The 21,091-nt window shown below is 66.7% G+C and carries 17 protein-coding genes and 1 pseudogene; 7 read left to right on the top strand and 11 right to left on the bottom strand.

What is annotated here, in order from left to right; genetic code table 11:
• Positions 1-20 precede the first annotated feature (20 nt).
• Positions 21-1,430, top strand: a complete 1,410-nt coding sequence (locus ACM9HJ_RS14865) for a glycoside hydrolase family 30 protein (protein ID WP_416572525.1) — start codon at positions 21-23, stop codon at positions 1,428-1,430.
• On the opposite strand, the gene ACM9HJ_RS14860 is transcribed toward ACM9HJ_RS14865, so the two are convergent.
• The 7 genes from ACM9HJ_RS14860 to ACM9HJ_RS14830 form a co-directional block, all read right to left on the bottom strand.
• Positions 1,378-2,133: a lipoate--protein ligase family protein gene (locus tag ACM9HJ_RS14860; protein ID WP_416572524.1), complete on the bottom strand. Its 756-nt coding sequence runs from the start codon at positions 2,131-2,133 to the stop codon at positions 1,378-1,380. The two genes, ACM9HJ_RS14865 and ACM9HJ_RS14860, sit on opposite strands and share 53 nt — an antisense overlap.
• Complete coding sequence (locus ACM9HJ_RS14855) at positions 2,102-2,791, bottom strand: 2-oxo acid dehydrogenase subunit E2 (RefSeq protein ID WP_416572523.1); 690 nt, start codon at positions 2,789-2,791, stop codon at positions 2,102-2,104. Before ACM9HJ_RS14855 ends, ACM9HJ_RS14860 begins: the two co-directional genes overlap by 32 nt.
• A complete protein-coding gene (locus tag ACM9HJ_RS14850; protein WP_416572522.1) occupies positions 2,791-3,027 on the bottom strand; it encodes a lipoyl domain-containing protein in 237 nt (78 codons plus the stop codon). The genes ACM9HJ_RS14855 and ACM9HJ_RS14850 overlap by 1 nt, the downstream gene beginning before the upstream one ends.
• Positions 3,024-4,040 carry an alpha-ketoacid dehydrogenase subunit beta gene (locus tag ACM9HJ_RS14845; RefSeq protein ID WP_416572521.1) on the bottom strand — a complete coding sequence of 339 codons (1,017 nt, stop codon included), beginning with the start codon at positions 4,038-4,040 and terminating at the stop codon, positions 3,024-3,026. The genes ACM9HJ_RS14850 and ACM9HJ_RS14845 overlap by 4 nt, the downstream gene beginning before the upstream one ends.
• On the bottom strand, positions 4,040-5,044 hold the full coding sequence (locus ACM9HJ_RS14840) for a thiamine pyrophosphate-dependent dehydrogenase E1 component subunit alpha (RefSeq protein WP_416572520.1): 1,005 nt from the start codon (positions 5,042-5,044) through the stop codon (positions 4,040-4,042). The genes ACM9HJ_RS14845 and ACM9HJ_RS14840 overlap by 1 nt, the downstream gene beginning before the upstream one ends.
• Complete coding sequence (locus tag ACM9HJ_RS14835) at positions 5,041-5,793, bottom strand: SDR family NAD(P)-dependent oxidoreductase (RefSeq protein ID WP_416572519.1); 753 nt, start codon at positions 5,791-5,793, stop codon at positions 5,041-5,043. Before ACM9HJ_RS14835 ends, ACM9HJ_RS14840 begins: the two co-directional genes overlap by 4 nt.
• A gap of 186 nt (positions 5,794-5,979) precedes the next feature.
• Positions 5,980-6,948 (bottom strand): helix-turn-helix domain-containing protein, encoded by a 969-nt coding sequence (locus ACM9HJ_RS14830; RefSeq protein ID WP_416572518.1) that lies wholly within the window; start codon positions 6,946-6,948, stop codon positions 5,980-5,982.
• A gap of 263 nt (positions 6,949-7,211) precedes the next feature.
• Between ACM9HJ_RS14830 and ACM9HJ_RS14825 the strand changes: the two genes are divergently transcribed.
• Together ACM9HJ_RS14825 and ACM9HJ_RS14820 are read left to right on the top strand one after the other, a co-directional pair.
• Positions 7,212-9,410, top strand: coding sequence for a TonB-dependent receptor (locus ACM9HJ_RS14825; RefSeq protein ID WP_416572517.1), 2,199 nt, complete (start codon positions 7,212-7,214; stop codon positions 9,408-9,410).
• 24 nt (positions 9,411-9,434) lie between these two features.
• Complete coding sequence (locus tag ACM9HJ_RS14820) at positions 9,435-9,839, top strand: 2,4'-dihydroxyacetophenone dioxygenase family protein (RefSeq protein ID WP_416572516.1); 405 nt, start codon at positions 9,435-9,437, stop codon at positions 9,837-9,839.
• 58 nt (positions 9,840-9,897) lie between these two features.
• On the opposite strand, the gene ACM9HJ_RS14815 is transcribed toward ACM9HJ_RS14820, so the two are convergent.
• The 4 genes from ACM9HJ_RS14815 to ACM9HJ_RS14800 all read right to left on the bottom strand — a co-directional run bounded on the left by ACM9HJ_RS14815 (position 9,898) and on the right by ACM9HJ_RS14800 (position 17,866).
• Positions 9,898-11,982 (bottom strand): TonB-dependent receptor, encoded by a 2,085-nt coding sequence (locus ACM9HJ_RS14815; protein WP_416572515.1) that lies wholly within the window; start codon positions 11,980-11,982, stop codon positions 9,898-9,900.
• 187 nt (positions 11,983-12,169) lie between these two features.
• Positions 12,170-13,270, bottom strand: coding sequence for a DUF917 domain-containing protein (locus ACM9HJ_RS14810; RefSeq protein ID WP_416572514.1), 1,101 nt, complete (start codon positions 13,268-13,270; stop codon positions 12,170-12,172).
• A gap of 42 nt (positions 13,271-13,312) precedes the next feature.
• Positions 13,313-14,878, bottom strand: coding sequence for a hydantoinase/oxoprolinase N-terminal domain-containing protein (locus ACM9HJ_RS14805; protein ID WP_416572513.1), 1,566 nt, complete (start codon positions 14,876-14,878; stop codon positions 13,313-13,315).
• Positions 14,879-15,160: 282 nt separating this feature from the next.
• Positions 15,161-17,866, bottom strand: coding sequence for a LuxR C-terminal-related transcriptional regulator (locus tag ACM9HJ_RS14800; RefSeq protein WP_416572512.1), 2,706 nt, complete (start codon positions 17,864-17,866; stop codon positions 15,161-15,163).
• Between the two features lie 189 nt (positions 17,867-18,055).
• On the opposite strand from ACM9HJ_RS14800, the gene ACM9HJ_RS14795 reads away from it, so the two are divergent.
• The 4 genes and pseudogenes from ACM9HJ_RS14795 to ACM9HJ_RS14780 all read left to right on the top strand — a co-directional run.
• Positions 18,056-18,799: an aspartate/glutamate racemase family protein gene (locus ACM9HJ_RS14795; protein ID WP_416572511.1), complete on the top strand. Its 744-nt coding sequence runs from the start codon at positions 18,056-18,058 to the stop codon at positions 18,797-18,799.
• Between the two features lie 567 nt (positions 18,800-19,366).
• Positions 19,367-20,455: pseudogene (locus ACM9HJ_RS14790) on the top strand (DUF4347 domain-containing protein).
• A complete protein-coding gene (locus ACM9HJ_RS14785) occupies positions 20,380-20,577 on the top strand; it encodes a hypothetical protein (protein WP_416572510.1) in 198 nt (65 codons plus the stop codon). Before ACM9HJ_RS14790 ends, ACM9HJ_RS14785 begins: the two are co-directional and overlap by 76 nt.
• A gap of 12 nt (positions 20,578-20,589) precedes the next feature.
• Positions 20,590-21,091 (top strand): hypothetical protein (locus ACM9HJ_RS14780; protein WP_416572509.1); only part of this gene is annotated, 502 nt, incomplete at its 3' end.

Below are 21,091 nucleotides of genomic sequence, written 5' to 3'. Positions count from 1 at the left end.
CCATGAACGGAGAGCCCCCCATGCGCCGCCTCCTCTGCACCCTGCTTCTGTCCACGCTTCTCGCCGCCCCGGCGGCGGCGGAGCCGTTGCGGTCCTGGATCACCAGTGGCGACCGCAAGCTGTCCCTGAGCGAACAGAAACCGGTGGAGGCAGTGGCACCCGATGCGGTGGGCAAGGTGCCGCTGGTCACCGTGGATGCGAAGGAACGCCACCAGACCATCGTCGGGTTCGGGGCCGCCATCACCGATGCCTCCGCCCATATCCTGCAAAAGCGCCTGGACGAGCCCAAACGCACAGCGCTGATGCAGGAGCTGTTCGGGCATGAGGGCAATGGCCTGGGCTTCAGCCTGACCCGCGTCACCATCGGTGCGTCCGACTTTTCGCTGGACCATTACAGCCTGGACGATGCGCCGGGCGGTGCCACCGATCCCGATCTGGCACATTTCTCCATCGACCGGCCGGCGGCGGAGGTTTTCCCGGCCGTGCGCGCGGCCCTGTCCATCAACCGCGACTTGCGCGTCATTGCGTCGCCGTGGAGCGCGCCGGCCTGGATGAAGACCAACGGGTCGCTGATCAAGGGGCAACTGCGGGATGATGCCTACCCCGTCTATGCCCGCTTCTTCGCCCGCTATATCAAGGCGGCGGCGGGGCATGGCGTGCCCACCGATTACCTGACCATCCAGAACGAACCGGATTTCGAGCCCAAGGATTATCCCGGCATGCGCTGGAACGCGGTCGACCGCGCCCGTTTCTATGCCGACCATCTGGCCCCGGTATTCAAGGCCGAGGGCATCCGTTCCCATGTCCTGGACTGGGACCATAATTGGGACCAGCCGGAACAGCCCCTGACCGTCTTCGCCAATGAAAAGGCCAGGGACCTCGTCTCCGGCGTCGCCTGGCACTGCTATAACGGTCAGGTGCGGGCGCAGGAATTGGTGCGGGCCGCATATCCCGACAAGGAGGTATTCCTGACTGAATGTTCGGGCGGGGAATGGGCGCCGGATTACAGCGCCAGCTTCACCTGGATGATGCGCAACCTGATCATCGGTTCCACCCGTCACGGATCGCGCGGGGTGGTGATGTGGAATCTGGCCCTGGATGAGAGGCATGGGCCGCATGCCGGCGGCTGCGACACCTGCCGCGGCATCGTGACGGTGCATTCAAAGACCGGTGCCGTCACCCGCAACCAGGAATATTACGCCTTCGGCCATGCCAGCCGCTTCGTGAAGCCCGGTGCCGTGCGCATCGGATCGCCGGCGGAGGTCGGTACTGTCGATACGGTGGCGTTCGAGAACAAGGATGGCAGCCGCGTCCTGATCGCGCTGAACCATGGCGGCAAGCCGGCGCGGTTCGCCATCGCCGACGGGGCCAGGCGCTTCACGGTCGCCCTGCCGGCCAAGGCGGCGGGCAGCTTCGTCTGGTCGCCGTGACGGCATCGGCCTGTTGCCCGGGAGTGCGCGCGGCCAGGCAGGTATGGGCATCGAGCCGGTAATCGGCGGATCGTCCCAGGCGGCGCTCGAACCCTGAGATCGCCTCCAGATCCCCGGCGAACATGCCAAGCGACATGCTGGCATGCAGCAGCAATCCCCGCACGCCATCGGCCGGGCGGATCAGCCCGGCCGTCCCCGCCAGCTTGCGCCCGCCATGCACCAGATTGTACCGGCCGTCGCAGCTGGCACCCGGCACATGCGACAGTTCGGCGGGCACACCCATGTCCGACAGGGCGGCGATCATCGGGGCCGCCAGCCGCTCATATCCCTGCTGGATGCCGATCCCGTCCGCCTCCGCAACCTGCCAGGCGAGGCTGACATTCAGGATATGGGGGCCATGGATGACGGCGCTGCCGCCCGATGCCCGCAGCGCCACGGGCAGCGGGCAATCCAGCACGGCATCGCGGAAGCCCGCCAGGCGGGACCAGTGGCGCGGCACCACCAAGCAGTGCCGGTTCTGCCAGCAGCGCCATTGCAGACCGCCCCGCCCCATGACGCGGGCCAGCAGCGCCATGTCGCCATCCACCATCATCTGCACATCGCCGGCCGGCCGTTCCAGCCGCACCGCGCCGACATGCAGCGACAGGCAGCCCAGGAACAGCGACGCCAGGTCAGACAGCCGCGTCGAACCGCTCAACAGCATGGCACAGGGCCTCCAGGAAACGGCCGCAGGGATAGCCGTCCAGCAGCCGGTGGTCGGCCGTCAGCGACAGGCCCAGGCATTGGGCCACGCGCACGCCGCCATCGCCGTCCGGCACCAGCACGGGCACGACCCGGCCCAGCCCCAGCAGCGCCACCTGCGGCCGGTTCAGGATGGGGGTGAAGAAGCGCACGCGCGTCGTGCCCAGGTTGGACAGGGTGAAACTGCCGCCCTTCATCTCCGACACGGCCAGCTTCCCGGCCTGGGCACGGGCCACCAGATCGGCGCGGGCGGCGGCGATGTCGGCCGGCGACAGGCCGGAGGCCCCGCGCAGCACGGGCGTCATCAGCCCGCCCGGCGTGGTGATGGCGATGGACAGGTCCAGCACGGGCGACGGCGTGAACAATCCATCCTCCAGCGTGCCGTTGAAGGCGGGGAATGCCGCCAACACGCCGGCCAGGGCGTGGATAACGCAATCCTCCACGCTGATCCTCAGCCCCCGTTCCTTCCATTCAAGGCGGCGGGCAAGCAGGGACGCGATGTCGGCCTCGGCATGATAGGTCAGCTGGGCGGAGCCTTGCAGGCTGTCCATCATGCGCGCCGCGATGACGCCGCGCACGCCCTTCAGGGGAATGGGGCGGATCGGGGATGCGGTGTTCATCACCCGACCGCCCCGATCCGCTGGCCCAGGGCCACCTCCGCCTCGGCCGGCACCGCGATGGACAGGGTGCCCGTGGCCGGTGCCATGATCTCGAAGCTGACCTTCTCGTTCATCACCTCGGCCACCACGGCATCTTGCGTGACGGCATCGCCATCCTCGAACAGCCAGGTGGAGATGACGCCGGGACTGTCATCGTCCCAGAGGGTGGCGGGGATCAGGATGGGGGTCTGGTTCATGACAGGATCTCGCGCGCGGCGGCCAGGGCCTTGTCCGCGTTGGGCAGGACGTGGTGTTCCAGGGCGGGGGAGAAGGGGACCGGAATGTCGGGATAGGCTAGCCGGCGCGGCGGTGCCTTCAGCGCGATGCCCGCCTCCGCCACGGTGGCGATCACCTCCGCCGATACGCCAAAGCTCATGTAATCATCGTCGATGACCAGCAGCCGGCCTGTCTTCGCCGCCGATCCCCGGATCGTGTCGCGGTCCAGCGGCGCCACGCTGCGCAGGTCGATCACTTCCGCCGACACGCCGTCCTTCTCCAGCGCCCGGGCGGCATCCAGGGCGTGGTGGACGGTGACGCCCAGGCCCACCAGGGTGATATCGGCGCCTTCGCGCACCACCTGGGCCTTTCCGATGGGGATCTCGTAATCCTCCTCCGGCACGCGGGTGATGGAACCGGGCACGGTGCCCAGCCAGCCCATGCCCTGCAACGCCTTGTGATACATGAAGATCACGGGGTTGGGATCGCGGATGGCGGCCAGCATCAGGCCCTTGGCGTCGTACGCGGTGGAAGGCACCACCACCTTCAGCCCCGGCAGGTGCCCGAAGGTGGCGTAGAGGCATTGCGAATGCTGGCCGGCATCGCCATAGCCGCCACCGACCGAGGTCATCAGCACCATGGGGCAGGAAACCCGGCCGCCGCTGAAATAGCTCTGCTTGGCGGCCAGGTTGTAGATGGCGTCCATGCAGACGCCGAAGAAATCCACGAACATCAGTTCGACGACCGGCTTCAGGCCGGCGGCCGCCATGCCCACGGCAGCGCCGATGAAGCCGGTTTCGGAAATGGGCGTGTCGCGCACCCGCCCGGCCCCGAACCGGTCCAGCAGGCCGGCGGTATTGCCGAACACGCCGCCCAGCCGGGCGATATCCTCGCCCATCACCAGCACGTCGGGATCACGCGCCATCTCCTGGCCGATGGCCTCGGCCATGGCCTTGGCGATGGTCAGCTTGCGCATCGTCTGGGTCGCCTGCATCACACGGCCCTTTCCACGAAGACCTGGAGGAAGGCTTGTTCCGGTTCCGGAAGGACACCGGCGCGGGCGTGGGCAAACGCAGCCTCGACGGCCCCCTTGGCCGCCGCCTCCAGCCCATCCAGTTCCCCCGCCTCGAACCCGTCGGCCAGCAGGCGGCGGCGATAGGCCGGGATCGGGTCCTGCTCGCGCAGCCGCGCCACCTCGCCCGGCGGACGGTAACCCTCGGCATCGCCCATGAAATGGCCCTCCAGCCTTGTCGTTTCGATCTCGATCAGACTTGGTCCCTCCCCCCGCCGGGCACGGGCGATGGCCTCACCCGCCGCCGCATGCACCAGGTCGGGATCGTTGCCAGGCACATGGGTGCCGGGCATGCCATAGGAGGCGGCCCGATCGGCATTGCGGGCCACAGCGGTGCATTCGGCCTTGGGCACGGAGATGCCGTAGCGGTTATCCTCGATCACGAAGACCACCGGGGCCTTCCAGATGGCGGCCAGGTTGAGTGCCTCGTGGAATGCCCCCTGGTTGGCCGCCCCATCGCCCAGGAAGGCGACCGCCACATCGTCACGCCCGCGCAGCCTGGCCGCCATGGCGGCACCCACCGCCGGCCCCAGCCCCTGGGCGATGATGCCGGAGCAGCAGAAATTGACGGCCGGATCGAACAGGTGCATGTGCCCGCCCCTGCCACCGGACAGGCCGTCCGCCTTGCCGAAAATCTCCGCCGCCATGGCGTCCAGGTCCACACCCTTGGCGATGGCGACATGGTGGGGCCGGTGCGTGGCCGTGACCGTGTCGGTGGGGCGCAGATGGGCGCAGACCCCGACGGCGCACGGTTCCTGCCCGTCGGACAGGTGCATCTCGCCGGGGATGGGGCCCTTGGCCATGTTGAACAGGGGCTTCTTGCCCTCCAGATAGGCCGGCTTGATCAGATCCTCGAAATGCCGGCTCTTCACCATCCGCTCATACATCCAGAGCCGGTGATGATGGTTGCTGCCGATATCGTTCATCGCGCCACCCATCCTCCGTCGATGACCAGTTCGATGCCGGTGACGAAGCCGGCCTCGTCGGAGGCCAGATAGACCGCCCCCATGGCGATGTCGCGGGGGGAGCCGACGCGGTTCATGGGGCACATGGCGCCCACATCCTTCCACGGATCGTCGCGGTCCAGCAGGCCCTGCCGGGCCCAGCCGTCCACGGCCTCCTCCAGCATGGGCGTGCGGATGCAGCCGGGATGGATGGAATTGACGCGGATGGGCTGACCATGGGCGGCGAATTCGATGGCCAGGCTCTTGGTCAGGTGCCGGACCGCCCCCTTGGAAGTGTTATAGGCCGCCTGGTCGGGATATCCCACGATGCCGGCGATGGAGGAGATGTTGATGATCGACGACGCGGACGCCGCCATCAGGCCGTGGAGCACCCGGCAGCCCAGGAACACGCCCTCGACATTGACCGCCATGACATGGCGCCAGTCCGCCAGCGATATTTCCGGCAGCGGCCGCACCAGTTCCACCCCGGCATTGTTGACCAGGATGTCCAGCCGCCCTTCCCGTTCCCGGATATGGCGTTCCGCCGCCTGCCAGTGATCCTCGCGCCGGACATCCAGGTGCAGGAAATGATCGTCCGCACCATCCGGCACCCCCAGGTCGCCGCCATAGACGGCGGCCCCTTCCTCGCGGAACGCGGCGGCGATGCCGGCCCCGATCCCGCGTGCGGCCCCGGTGACCAGCGCCACCTTGCCTTCCAATCGCCTTGCCATGGGTTCCTCGCCCCTCCCCTGCCGTTCGTTGGCGGGAATGATGGACGCGAACGCCGGGGGCGGCTTGTCAGGCAGGGGCGGATAGTTTGACGGTCAGCGCACGGGGCTTACACCATATCCGGTGATCGTCACCGATCACCGGCCTCAGGCGCCGGCACCAACGGTCATAAATCACGACCGTTGGCGTTACCCCCGCCCCTCACGCGCCTGCTGGCGGAATTCGCGCGGGGTGGTGCCGAAGGCGCCGCGGAAGGAACGGCTGAATTGCGGGGCGTCGGCGAAGCCGTTCTTCATGGCGATCTGCGTCAGCGACAGCCCGTCACATCCCGCCGACGCCAGGTCGGACCGGCAGCGCTGCAACCGCCGCTGCTTGATCCATTCCGACACGGTCATGTCGGTGGCTTCGAACAGCCGGTGCAGGTAGCGGGGGGAGAAGCGGAAAGCGGCGGCGATGCCCTGCGGCCCCAGGTCGGGATCGCCGACATGGGTGTTGATGTAATCCTGCACGCGCGCCAGCAGGGCCCGCTGGAAGGCCGAGCCGTTCAGCCGTTCCAGTTCCGGCCTGAAGGCGATGGCCGCCAGTTCCACGGTGGCGCGCAGCATGGCCGGCCGGTCGGCGGGATCGATGCTGTCGATGGACCGGTGCAACTGGCGCAGATGGGCCAGCAGCACGGCCCCCACCCCGCTGTCGCCGCGCACCTGCAACCCGCACATATCCTCGATACAGGGCAGCGCCGACAGCGCCTGGGGGCGCGGGATCAGCAGGGAATACTGGTGCTGCACCTGCCGGGCCGCGAAATAGGCCGGGCGCGTGCTGTCCCACAGCGAGATGCTGCCGGCCCCCAGCTCACTCTGATTGCGGCCCTGTTCCAGCAGCGTATGGCCCTGTTCCAGGAACAACAGGCAGAAATACCCCGCCTGCGACTTGCGGATATCGTCGGCCCGGCGCCAACCGGACAGCGGGTCGGCCACCACGCGGGTGAAGACGAAATCATCCACGGGGCGGCGCAGCACCTCCGCGCTGTAATTGTCGCCCCGGTCGACATGCAGGTCCCAATGGAAATGGGTGCGGTCCAGCACGTCCTGGAAGCCGCGGAACCGGCGCGCGACGGGCATGGATTGCGATGACCAGTTCTCGATCTCGACCGACGACATGTTCCCTCCCACGGATTGATCTTGTTTTTGGCCCGATCCGTTCGGGTCCCTCACAGTAGACCGCAATCCCCCTTCTGACGAGGATGCGCATACAGGGCGATGCGCTGGCGAACAAGAGAACTGTCGCTGCCGCGCAAATCGGCCCGAACGCCGCGCTCTGGCGCATGAGTTCTGACGCTCAGCGCCAAGCCGTCCCCCGCCGGCCGGGATATTTTGCAGCCATCGCAGAATAACGCCCGAACAGAAGGGACGAGGGAGGAAACATGGGGAACAGGAAGGCGGCGCTGGCCCTGTCGCTGCTGGCCGGTACGGCACTGGCGGCACCGGTACAGGCACAGGAAGCCATCGAGGAGATCGTGGTCATGGCCCAGCGCCGGGCCCAGAACCTGCAGGAGGTGCCGGTCTCCGTCACCGCCATGGGCGGGGAACAGTTGCAGGAGGCGGGCCTGTCCAACAGTCTGGCCATCGGTGACGTGGTGCCCAACCTGGAGATCAAGACCTTCGGCGGCGTGCCCAACATCTTCATCCGCGGCGTGGGCAACAACGATTTCAACTCCTCCTCCGTCGGTCCCGTCAGCATCTATCGCGACGATGTGGCCGTGGCCTCCACGGGCAGCCAGATCTTCTCCCTGTTCGATCTGGACCGGGTGGAGGTGCTGCGCGGGCCGCAGGGGACCCTGTTCGGCAAGAACACGACGGGCGGGGCCATCGTCTATATCTCCAAGCTGCCGGATGGGGCGCAGGAGGGTTATTTCCGACTGGGCTACGGCCGGTTCAATCTGCTGGAGGCCGAAGCCGCCGCCTCCATGCCGCTGGCCGACGGACTGTCGGCGCGGGTGTCCGGCACCCTGCGCCGGCGCGACGGCGAACGGGTCAACATTCATACCGGCGAACGCGCCATCGATGTGGATGAGGGGGCGGTGCGCGCCATCCTGCGCTACCACCCGGATGGCGATCATGATGTCGATATCCGCCTGGCCGCCGGCACGGGCCGCGACCGCAGCGATTACCTGCAGCCCAAGCCCGACGGGCAGATCAACGGCGCCGACCTGTTCGGCTATCGCGATCCGGCCCCCGGCGACGTGAAGATCCTGAATTTCAACGGCGACAGCCGCAACCATTCCGACAATGACTGGGTCTCGCTGACGGCATCCTTCAGCCTGACCGACAGCGTGTCGCTGAAATCCATCACCGGCTACGATAAGGGCGACGTGGACAACCGCGTCGATGTGGATGGCGGACCCCGGCGCATCGACCAGATCCGGTTTCTGACCGGCACGGAGCAGAAGTCGCAGGAAATGCAGGTCGCCTACACCGGCGACGGCATCCAGGCCCTGGTCGGCGCCTTCTATTTCGATGAGGATTTCACCTCCCATTCCGAAGCCGACCTGGTGGGTGAGCTGACCTTCGCGCAAGGCGCCGTGCCCCTGGTCACCGACGCCACCCGCGCCAACAAGAGCTATGCCATCTTCGGGCAGGCGACCGTCAACCTGGCCGATGACCTGCGCCTCACGGGCGGCGCGCGCTATACCTGGGACAAGGTGGACGCCACGCACCAGGGCATGCTGATCCCCGGCTTCTTCGATGCCGGCATTCCCGACGGCGCGCCCATCGCCCTGGTGCCCTTCGCCGCCATGGGCGATACGTTCAAGGCGTCGTCCTGGCGGCTGGCCGCCGATTACGACGTGACCCGCGATGTCATGGCCTATGGCTCCGTCACGCGCGGCTTCAAGTCGGGCAATTTCAATATCGGCATCATCACCAGCGTGGCCGAGCGCACCAAGGTCGACCCGGAATTCCTGACGGCCTACGAGGTCGGGCTGAAGACCACCCTGCTGGACCGCCGCCTGCGCGCCAACGTCGCCGCCTTCCTTTACGATTACAGCGACCTGCAGGTGCTGTCGGTGAACCAGCAGGGCAGCGGCGTGCCCACCCTGGGCCTGGACAATGCCGCCGACGCCCGCATCAAGGGGATCGAGGTGGAAGTGACCGCCATCCCCGCCGACGGGCTGGATCTGGGCCTGAACCTGGGCATCCTGGACGCGCAGTACCGCAACTACACTTCGGGCGCCATCGACCCGGCCACGGGCCGCCCGCGCGACTTCTCCGGCAATACGCTGCCGGGAGCGCCGAAATTCACCCTGTCCAGCTTCGCGCAATACCGGGTGCCGCTGAACGATACCTACAGTGCGGCGTTTCGGGCCGAATACAATTACACGGCCAGGAAATACTACAACAATGCCCAGGACGAGGCGGTCAGCAGCCGGGGCGGCCATGGGCTGCTGAACCTGCGCGTCGCGCTGTCGGCGCCGGAGGCGGATTGGGAACTGGCCTTCTGGGGCCGCAACGTCACCGACAAGGCCTATATCGTCGACGCCACCGACCTGCGCGATTTCGGGCTGATCCCGCTCTATTACGGCGAGCGGGCCACCTGGGGTGTGGAATTCACCCAACGTTTCTGACCCATCACGTGAAGGAGGGACGCCATGTCCACCGATGAAAGCCTGATCCCGGCGGAGGAGAAGCCCTGGGTGCCGCTGGCCGAGGGGATCGATTTCCGCCTGCTGTTCACCAGTGCGGAAACCGGGCGCTGGACCGTGCTGCTGCGCTGCCAGCCCGGCAGTTCCTTCGGCCGGCACAAGCATTACGGGGCCGGGGAATATTTCGTGGTCAAGGGCCGCATGGAATACCGCATGGGCGTGGCGCTGGCCGGCACCTGGGGATATGAACCGCTGGACACGATCCACGAATGCACGACCTTCCCCGAATATACCGAACTGCTGTTCACCAATCACGGCCCGGTGATGTTCATCGCGGAGGACGGGACGATCCTGTCGGCCCTGGATGGTAGCTTGGTCAAGGCGCTCCACGACCAGGCCAATCCTAGTTGAAAGGTTCCGTTTTCAAACATGATGCGTCCCCCGCCCTTCCGGGCGGGGGAACGGTCGTTCAGAACCTGGCCTTGGCCGTCACGCCATAGGAGCGCGGGCGGGAAAGCTGGCCCAGATCCTGTCCCGTGGCCGAGCCGGACCATTTGGCGTCGGCATATTCGGCGAAATATTGCTTGTCGGTCAGGTTCCGGACATAGGCGGTGAGTGACCAGTCGCCATAGGTCAGACCGGCCCGCAGGTCGATGAGCGTGACCGACTTGCGGAAGTCGATATTGTCGGCCGTGTAATATTGCTTGCCGCGATGATCGATATCGAAACGCAGCAGGCCGCCCAGACTGTCGGTGATGTCGAAGCTGTACTGGCTGCCGACATTCAGCGTGGCCTTGGTATTGCTGGGAAGCTGGTTGCCCCGGTAAGCGGCGGTGCCGTCGAAATCCCTGATCTCGCTGTCGGTGATGCCCAGCCCGCCGAACAGGTCCCAGCCCAGCGCCAGCCGTGCCTGCAGCTCCAGCTCCAGGCCGGTCAGGGTGGCCCGGCGGATATTGTCGATGATCTGGGCGCCGGCCGTCAGGTCGACCTTGAAGATCTGGGCGTTGCGCAATTTCGTGCGGAAGGCCGACCCGTTCAGCACGACGCGGCCATCGGCCATCGTCGCCTTGAAGCCCGCCTCGTAATTGGTGGTGGTTTCCTTGGCGAAGATCGCGGGATTGACCGTGGGGGCGTTGAAGCCGCCGGACCGGAAGCCCGTGGAGAAGGTGGCATAGCTCATCACCGCGTCGGTCCACTGGTACTTGGCGGTGAATTTCGGCTGCCACTTGCGGAAGGTCTTCTCGCGTACGGCATTGTTGCGCAGCAGGTCGGTCTGCTGGCGCTGGTCGCTGTCGTAGCGAAGGGCGGCCGACAGTTCCAGCTTCTGCGTCACATCGAAGGCGCCCTGGCCGAACACCGCATAGGCGTCATTGTCGTTGGTCTCGTCCCCGAACACCACCAGCGGCGTGAAGCCGGCGATGGTGCCGTTATTGTCCAGGAACACGGTGGTGCGCAGCGCCCGGTCGGTATGCAGGTAATAGGCACCGCCGATCCAGCGGAAGGGCTGGTCGTTGGGGGAGGTGAGGCGCACCTCCTGGCTCAGCATGTCGACATCCAGGTCCTGGCCCTGGCCCAGCACCCGGGCCGACGAGAAATCCAGATCGCCGCGATAGCTCTCCTTCACCGTGCTGTAGGCGGTGATGGCGGTCAGGGTGGCGGCACCGAAATCCCAGTCGACCTTCAGCGACAGATCATCCATGTCGCGCTGGCTTTCACCCAGCACGTTTTCCGTCGGCTTGATATGGGTGGCATTCGACAGGCCCGTCGTGCCGAACTGGCTGTAGAGCACGGCCCCGCCTTCCGTACGCGACAGGGAAGCGCGGGCATCGACGGAAATGTCCTCCGCCGCCAGCCAGGTGCCCTGCAGGCGGCCGGTCTTGTCCTGGTAGAAATCGGCCTTGCGGTCCAGGAAACTGTTGGTGATCAGCCCATCGCTGTCCTGGTAGGAGGCGGCGGCGCGGAACAGCAGCTTGTCCTTCACCACCGGCCCGCCGATGGCGGCGGTGGCCGACCAGCTGTCGCCATTGCCATAGCCCAGTTCCGCCGAACCCTCCATCCTGTCCTTGGGCTGGCGGGTGATGATGTTGATGGCGCCACCGATGGAATTGCGGCCGTAGAGCGCGCCCTGCGGACCCTTCAGCACCTCGATCCGCTCGATATCGAAGAATTGCTGGCTCAGCTGCTTCTGGTTGGCCTGCGGCACGCCATCGACGACGACGGCCACCGACGGGTCGTTGTTGTTGATCTGGGAGATGCCGCGCACGGTGACGAAGCTGTTGCCCACCGTGAAGGACTGAACCATGCGGATGTTGGGCGTCAGCGACAGAAAATCCTCCGCCGTCTTGATGCCCGCATCCTCCACCATCCCGGCGGAGAAGGCCGTGACGGAAACCGGCACCTCCTGCAATTTCTCCGCCCGCTTCTGCGCGGTGACGATGATCTCCTCCAGCACCAGCGTTTCCTGCGCCATGGCGGGAACCGCCAGTGACAGTCCGGCCAGGGAGCCGGTGAAAATCCGCCGCATCACATCCTGTCGCTTATGAAGCCGTCCCATTTGCATCCCCATCCGTTCATTTTGTTTGCAGCTGAAGGGTTCCGGCCAGTTCACATCTTGACGTATGATGTACCGGAGCCATCCTGTTCTTGACCGCCATCCCAGGTCATCTTCCCGAAACATCCGCCCCACCGTCAAAGCGGGGGCCGGGTAGCGCGGGACCCGAAAGCGGGTAGCGCCGGGTAAGTCAGGCAGGCACCAGCCCCTCGATGGCCAGGTAATCGCTGTCGATGCCGAAGGCGCGCGGGCCGAAGGTGGCCAGGGCGGCACCGGTGCGCATGACGGGTGGCACGCTGACCCCCACCACCTTCACCCGCGCCCCGTATTTCAGCGTCTCGGTGGTGATCGGCTCGGCGGATTCCGCATCCAGCACGCAGACCAGGTCCGGCACCATGGCCAGGAAGGCCTCCCCGCGCTTCACGGTCAGGTATTCGTTGCGGAAGACGATCTCCGCCGGCACGGCGGACGCATCGCTGAAGGGCTGCACCAGCACGCGGCCGAAATTGAACCCGTCGCGCGTCTCCCGCCGGATATCCACCACCTTGCCCTCGGCCAGCACGACGGCGTGGCGCGGTTCGGGCATGGTGCGCAGGAAATCCAGCAGGCCCCGCACCGGATCGGCCCGGCCGCGCCGCGCCTCGACGATGGCCCGACCGATATCCAGCGCCAGCGACAAGGTGCCGGGCACGCCCGCATCCTTCAGCTGCCGGCCCGACATGGGGTAGATCGCCAGATGGGCGGCACCCGCCATGGCCATGACCGTCGACCGGGCCAGCTGTTCGGCGAAATGGTTGCTTTCCACCTCGAACGTCACGCTTTCGCAGCGGTCGTTGGTCATGACGAAGGGCGACGCCTTCAGGCCATAGATGTTGAAGGTCACCATCTGCAATTCGGGAAAGGCGCGACCCATGCCGTCGGCATCGACGACGGGCAGGCCCGTCCGCGCCGCCAGGATCAGCGGCAGGGTGGCGTTGATGCCACCGCTTTCGATGCAGCTCAGCGCATCCGCCTTGCGACCTAGCTTCTTCTCCAGCACCGACAGCGCCTTTTCCAGCGCCTCGATCTTCGGCGCGCGTTCCAGCATCACCGACGGTGCGCCGATGGCCGCGATGGGAACGACCAGCGCGTCGTCGGCCACATCCTGCGGGCGCATGATGGTGATGGTCCGGCCATTCTCCATCTCCTGCTTCAGCAGCAGGCGGCCGACATAGGGATCGCCCCCACCACCGGTGCCCAGGAAGGCGGCCCCGCGGGTGAAATCGACCAAGTCATTGATCGTGATCTGCATTTCAGGATTATCCTTTGTTCCCTCAGGTGCTGGGCACCGTCGTCAGGCGGCGGTCGGGGCGGTGGCGGCGAGGTCGCCCACGGCCTTGGCCCGCACCCGCATGGCGTTGCCGGGCATGTAGGCGACGGGCGTCTCCTCCACCTCCATCACCCGGACGCTGGCCGGATCGGCACCGGCGGTGACGGCGGCGGCCACCGCTTCGGCCTTGGCGCCGTCCAGGGCCGCCTCCCGGCCCACCCGGTCGTAGAAATGGATGCGGTCGGCCTCGCCCCCCACCTGGGCCATGGCCGCGCCGATGGCATTGGCCACGTCGGCATGACGGGGCACATGCAGTTCCGACACGCCGGCCAGCGGGCGGGAGACCAGGACCCCGCCCCCACCGACCAGGATGACGGGCACGGCCGTGACGCTGGTCTTCATGCGGTCGATGGCGGCCTCCACCATGGCATGGATCGTATCCACCGCCGCGCCCACCAGCGCCCGGTCCAGCCCCGCCACGGCGGCCCCATCGCCGATGCCGCCCCTGCCCGCCGCCACCGCGATGTCGGTGGCGGTCAGCACGTCGCCGCCGAACACCAGCCCCTTGGTGATCAGGTCGTAGCCGACGCTGCGCGGGCCGACGGCGACCGTGCCGTCGGGCTGGCGCACCACCAGACTGCCGCCGCCCAGACCGATGGAATGGAGATCGGGCATGCGGAAATTGGTGCGCACCCCGCCCACATCGATGGCCATGGCGGTTTCCCGCGGATAGCCATGCGCCAGCACCCCGACATCGGTGGTGGTGCCGCCGATATCAACGACGATGGCATCCTGCAGGCCGGACAGCCAGGCGGCCCCGCGCATGGAGTTGGTCAGGCCCGACGCGAAGGTCAGCACGGGGAACCGCTCGACATGGGCGGCCCCCATGATGGTCCCGTCATTCTGGCTGATATAGAAGGGCGCGGTGATCGACAGTTTCTGCAAGGCCGACCGGAAGGCGCCCACCACCGTGCCCGACATGGCGGACAGGGCGGCGTTCATGATGGCGGCGTTCTCCCGCTCGATGATGCCCATGCGGCCCACCTCGCTGGACAGCGTGACATGCAGGCCGGGGATCCTGTCGCGCAGGATGGCGGCCGCCCGCTGTTCCATCGCGTCGTTGATGGGGGAGAAGGCGCAGGAAATGGCGACATGGCGCAGGCCCTTGCGGGCGATGTCGCGGGCGGCATCCTCGATCTCGGTCGCATCGAACGGGGCGATCTCCCGCCCGTCGAACTCGTACCCGCCATGGGCCCAGTAGACATGGTCGCCGATCACCGAGGTCAGGTCCGACGGCCAGTCGATCATCGGTCGGACGGAGGTGTTGGACGGCAGGGTCAGGCGCAGCACCGCCACCTCCATCAGCCGGCGCCGCTCGATGAAGGCGTTGGTGAAGTGGGTCGTGCCGATGGTCACCTGGCCAATGGCCCCCGGCGGCACGCCGGCCTGGGCCAGGACGCCGCGGATGGCCAGGACCACGCCCGTCCCGACATCGTCGGTGGTCGGCGTCTTCAGCGCCGCGATCACCTGCCCGTCGTGAATGATCACGGCGTCGGTATTGGTGCCCCCGACATCCACCCCTATGCGCATCGCGGCGCTCCCCTTGCTGCTTGGTTGCTGGCCCTGATCATGGCCAGGGTGCGCAGCGGCGGCGATGGGGGCCGGGGGTAGGGTGGCGGGCGGCGATGGGTAGCGGGTCCGGGTGGCGTAATACCATCGGCTGAAAAGATTGACCGATGGCCAATCTTTTCAGTCCCTCAATCGCCGGCGCCCACATCCGTGGGCTTGGCTACGCCGCACGTGCGGCGCGGCGGCGGTCGCCGCCGATACCAGTTCCCGATGAGTTCTACTCATCGGGAACTGGTATAAGCCCTATCCCAGAAACCCCTGCCGCTCGGCGATGGCCAGCGCCAGCTTGCGGTCGTTGGCGCCCAGCTTGCGGAAGATGTTCTTCAGATGGAACTTCACGGCATTGTCGGTCATGTCCAGACGGCGGGCGATGACCTTGTTCGATCCACCCGCCGCCAGGGACGACAGTATCTCGCGTTCACGCGGGGTCAGCAGCAGGGCGGGCAGGCTGGCGTCACCCGACCCGTCACGGTCGCCCAGCGCCACCAGCAACTCGGCGATCCAGTCCAGGTTGGCCCGCGCCAGGCCCGCCGCCCCCACCTGCGCCACCAGCTGGCGCAGCAGGCCGATGACGGCCGTCCCCTGGTCGATGAAGATCTGCCGCGCCCCCTCCTCCCGCGTCGTAGCCAGCAGCTGGCGCAGGGTCGGCACCGTCTCCTCCAACCGGCCCAGGGCGGCAAGCGCCAGGGCGCGCAGCAGCTGGATGCGGGCCGTGCCCCGCTCGAACCCGCCGGCGCGGGCCGGTTCCCCCAGCGGGGCCAGCAGGGTCAGGGCCTGATCCGGGGCTCCCTCCGCCAGGGCCAGCGATGCCAGGGTCAGCCCGGCCTCGATCGCCTCCAGCCGCTGGATCAGGTCCGGCTGGGCGCAATGCGTCCCCGTCACAGAAAATCCCGTGGTATCGGCCAGCGCGCGGGCCTCCGCCACCCGCCCCGCCCGGCGCAGCAGATCGATGCGCAGGCCCAGCAGCAGGGCCGACAGGCGCGGCAGGGCGCGGGCGCGGGCCACATCCTCCCCCCGGTCCAGGATGGCCAGGGCGGCGTCCAGCCCGGCGCGCGCGAAGGCCAGCCCGGCCGCCGTGCGATAGCCGGTGACGAACACCTCCACCCAGCCCTCCCCCTCCTCCACGCCGCGCAAGCCCTCCAGGATCAGTTCGTCGGCGGGCTCGCGCTCACCCCGCTCATGAAACAGGGCGGCGCGGTAAACCTGGATGATGGCATGCAGGCGGCGGTCGTCGGGAATATCGGCATGGGCCATGGACTGCGCCCGGTCCAGCGCCTCGTCCGCCGCCTCCAGTCGCAGCCGTTCGATGAAGAAGAAACCCTGATGGATGGCGATGAAGATGCGGCCGTAGCTGGAATTCACCTTCACGAACAACCGGTCGGCCGTGGCCGCCGTGGCCCCGGCGAAGGCCACCTCGCCCTGCCGGTAATGCATGATGCACAGGATGTTGTTCACGAACCCCTGGTAATAATCGCCACTGTTCAGCCGCGCACCGACGATTTCCAGCGCCTCCAGCCGGGCCGGCGGCAGGCGGTTGTCCTGGTAGGCGGCCAGCAGGCCCTCCATGACCAGCAGGTCGGCCTCCACCGGATCGGGGCGGGCCGGATCGGCGGCCCGGTGATGGGCGCGTATGGCGTCCGACAGGTTGCGCGCCTCCACCAGCTGGCCGCGCTTGGCCGCGCGCAGGGCCTGGGCCACCTGGATGCGCGGCTCGCGCGCCGCGACATGCGCCGGCACATGGGCCAGGATGGCATCGACCACATGCGCGCCCCGCGACAGCAGCACCAGCAGGCAATCATTGCCGCCGATCAGGGCCACCACCCTGTCCATGTCCTCCGCCAGGGCCGCATGGCGGACGGCATCGACCAGCTGCCCCCGCGCCTCGTACCAGCGCGAGGCGTTGGCGTGCAGCTGCGCCAGGTCCCGGCCGCGATGGCGCCGCAGCCAGCCCGCCAGGAATTCCCGCAGAAGCTGGTGATAGCGGAACCACTGCCCCTCCCGGTCCAGCGGAAAGATCAGGGAATTGCGCCGCGCCAGTTCCTCCAGCAGGGACCAGCCGTCCTGCGTGCCGCAGACGGCATCGGCCAGTTCCCCGTTCACCCGTTCCAGGATGGCGGTGGCGGCCAGGAAGTCGCGCAGATTGTCGGGCAGGCCGGCGACCACCTGTTCGGCGATATAGGCCGCCATCTCATCACGCGATCCGGTGAATCCCCGCACCCATTGCGCCACATCCCCCTGCTGGTCCAGCCACAGGCGGACCAGCTGCAGCGCCACCGGCCAGCCTTCCGTCCGGTCGACCAGGTGGGCGATGTCGTCGGTGCCCAGGCGGCCGGCGAAATAATGCTGGACCTGGGCCGGCGTGAAACGCAGCGCCGCCTCCGTCACCTCCACCAGGGCGCCGGCCAGCCGCAGGGCCGAAACGGGAAAGCCGGGGCGGGACCGCATGGCGACGACCAGATGCAGATGGTCCGGCCGGTTGCGCAGCAGGAAGCCCATCAGGGCGTCATTGTCGCTGGATTCCACCAGATGATAATCGTCCAGCATCAGGATGATGGGCCGGGCCGCCGCCTCGATATCCCGTAGCAGCATGCGCAGGACGAAACTGGCCGGCAGGTCGCGCATGGTGCGTTCGGCATTCTGCACGACCTCCGCCACCTCCACCCCCGACCGGCGCAAGGCGGCGACGATGCCGGACAGGAAGGCCAGCGGCTGCCGGTCCTCCGGCTCCAGCGTCACCCAGGCGCGATGCCTGTCGCCCTCGCCCAGGCCGGCCCACCATTGGGTCAGCAGCGTCGTCTTGCCATATCCGGCCGGCGTGCGGACCAGGGTCAGGGCACGGGCGTCCAGCCCGGCCGCGACCGGCGCCAGTTCGGGTCGTTCCACCAGCGCCACCATCTGGCGCGGCGGGGCCAGCTTGGCGGCAAGATGGATGTCGTGGATCGGGTCCATGGGCCTCAACGGGTTCGGCTGCCGATATCCGCACATATCATCAATGACAGCTGCCGTCGCCCCTGCCATGCCCACCCATGGGTAGGGCGCGGCCCGGTCGAGGGTAGGGCCGGGCCGTTACCCGCCACCACCATTGTGCCGGCCCCGCCACGGCCCGATCATCCACAGCCGCAATGGCAGGAGGCCCGCATGGCACGCAAACTCGATCTCCGTCTGATCACACCGGTAACCACCAGGGGCCTGCGCGACCTGGCGGAAATCGCGCATCTGGAAAGTGCGGACCTGGGCTTCAGCCACAGCCTGATCGATACCGGTCCCCCGTCCATCGAGAGCGAGTTCGACGAGGCGCTGTCCGTGCCCGGCACCCTGGCCAGGGTGCTGGAGGCCGAGCGCGCGGGCGTGGATGCCATCATCATCGACTGCATGGGCGATCCCGGCCTGAAGCCGGCCCGCGAACTGGTGAAGGTCCCCGTCTTCGGCCCAGCGGAGACCAGCATGCATGTCGCGGCCATGCTGGGCCACCGTTTCTCCATCGTCACCGTGCTGGAAAGCGTACGCCCCATGCTGGGCAACCTTGCCCAGACCTATGGCGTGGCGGGCAAGCTGGCCTCGGTGGAGGTGGTGGACATCCCGGTGCTGGAACTGGGCGCGCGGATGGATGAGGTAAGGGCGGGGCTGGCCGAGAAGGCCCTGCACGCCGTCCGCCACCACCATGCCGACGCCATCGTCCTGGGCTGCACCGGGTTCCTGGGCTGTGCCACACAGATCGGCGGGCACCTGCTGGCCCGGGGGTATGACATCCCGGTCATCGACCCGATCCCGACGACGGTGATGGTGGCGGCGGGGCTGGTCCGCGCCGGCCTGCGCCACAGCAAGAAGACCTATCCGACACCGGCTGTGAAGCCGCTGGTCGGTTTCGATATCGCGCGCTGAACGCGGCCGCCGGCCTGTTGTGGCGTGATCAGCCAAAAGCTGTTCCCGATCAACCCGAAGCGGATTTGAGCCCCATGGGCGGGTGGACACGAACAATGTAGGCGTGTGCGCGCCGGAGATGATCAGTCCGGTTTCCGGCTTGGCACAATATCTGCCGGTCATGGGCGCATGCTGCCACTTTCACGCAAATGGTTAGAAATTCGAAATGATCGGCGAACGTTTGCCTTCGCGCGACCAACTCTATGAAAAACACCCAGAGCGCGGCGTTATTTTAAAAATGAAAAATAAACGAAGATGTATTTTCAAAATATAGGAACATTTCAGATAGAAACAAACGCCTTTTGACTGAACACGCACCCCGTCTGTTTTTCAGTCGCAAGTCAAAATGGCTATCACTAAAGCATAAGTGATTTTATCACTTATTGTTAACCCGTTTACATTGTGCGGGTCGGACTTCTCAGTCGAAAGGACCAGTGATGATCAAGGGGACCACCGGCGGCACGAAAAGCAAGGGTGCCCGTGGATAATGAAACGGCCGGCGACCTGTTGGCCCGGCTGGCGGCGGATATGCCACGGACAGGTTCCGATGCTTCCGCACCCGCTATCATGGTGGACCCTGCCCGCAAGGAGGTCGCCTTCATCGATACCGCCATTACCGGTTGGCAGACCTTGCGCGACGGGGTGGAGGTGGTGGTGCTGGACGGGGGCCGGGACGGGCTGGCGCAGATGGCCGAGTGGGCGCAGACCCACAGCGGTTATGACGCCATCCATGTGCTGAGCCATGCTTTCGAAGGCGGCATCTTCCTGGGGGCCAGCCGGGTCAATACCGACACGCTGGACCACAACGAAGCCGCCCTGTCCGCGATCGGCGCCAGCCTCACGCAGGGTGGCGATATCCTGCTCTATGGCTGCGATGTCTCCTAGGGTGATGGGCAGGTCTTCGCGCAGCGGCTGTCCACGCTGACCGGGGCCGACGTGGCCGCGTCGACCGACGATACGGGTGCCGTGGCACGGGGCGGCGACTGGGTGCTGGAGAACCAGGTCGGGACGGTGGAGACCAACGGCGCCATCGCCCCCGAGGTTGCACAGGGCTGGGACGGCCTGATGACGGCCACCACCCTGGCGGCCGGTGATATCGCCATCCTGGGCCTGAATGCCGACGACACCAGCGGGGAACAGCGCTGGGCCTTCGTCGCTCTGCGCGATATCGGGTCCGGCACCGTCATCCATTTCACCGACGCCAGCTACGATGGCAGCATCCCCTCCTCCTCGAACCGGTTCTATACGAGCGGCAACAATGAAGGGTTAAGGACAGCGCCACCGACGCTCTTTCCTCCGCCGGCAACCTGGGCGGGCACAATGCCACGGATGGTCTGGGCGCCCGGGTCATCGTCGATGCCAGCCCCTATGGCCGCGACGGCCTGGCCACCAACAGCAGCAGTGACGGCTTCTTCGTCTACCAGGACAAGGTCTACGGGCTGTTCGCCGACCCAGAGATCGCGCTCGGCCTGCGGTTCGGCCGCTATGACGGCACGCAGATCGAGTATTTCGGCAGTGCCAGCACGCAGCGGTTCGATTACATGCAGGTCGCCGCCGTCGGCGACGGCAAGATCTATTTCACCGCCTCGCTGTCCGAAAGCGGCGGTTTCATGCTGATGCAGTTCGATGTCGGCACGTCCACGCTGACGACGCTGACCGCCGTGTCCATGGCCAGTCCGTTCACCATCTATGACGGCAAACCCTATTTCTATACCCAGGACTATAATCTGGCCCGCTGAAACGGCAGCGCCGTGGAGAACGTGTTCCAGGCGCTGGCCAACCTCTCCGACTTCTCCAACAACATGGTGGCGCTGAACGGGGAACTGTATTTCGGCGCCGTGCAGCCCGTGGCCGAATCCATCGGCGGCTCCGCCACCGTGAACTTCCACGAACTCTACAAGTACAACGCGACGACCAACACGACGACGCAGGTCACCAACCGTGTCGGCACCTCCAACAGCGCCTTGATGAACATGCCGTTCCACCTCACGGTGCATGACGGCAAGATCTTCTGTGCCGGCGCCAATTCAAACGCGTCTTCCGGCACGAACGACATCAATTCCCGCTGGCTGATCTCCTATGACCCCAGCAACAGCACGGTGACCACCGAATACAATCCGGGTGCTGCCAAGCATCTGACCGGCATCTGGGACATCGGGGGTACGCTCTATTTCACGTCGCCCAGCGCTTCCGGTTCCTACGTCAACCTTTACCGCTACAACAGCACGAACGACGTCACCAACCTGACCGGCT

This window comes from Niveispirillum sp. KHB5.9 (assembly GCF_048066115.1).
In the GTDB taxonomy this organism is placed as follows: domain Bacteria; phylum Pseudomonadota; class Alphaproteobacteria; order Azospirillales; family Azospirillaceae; genus Niveispirillum.
This window is presented reverse-complemented; position numbering and strand designations above follow the sequence as displayed.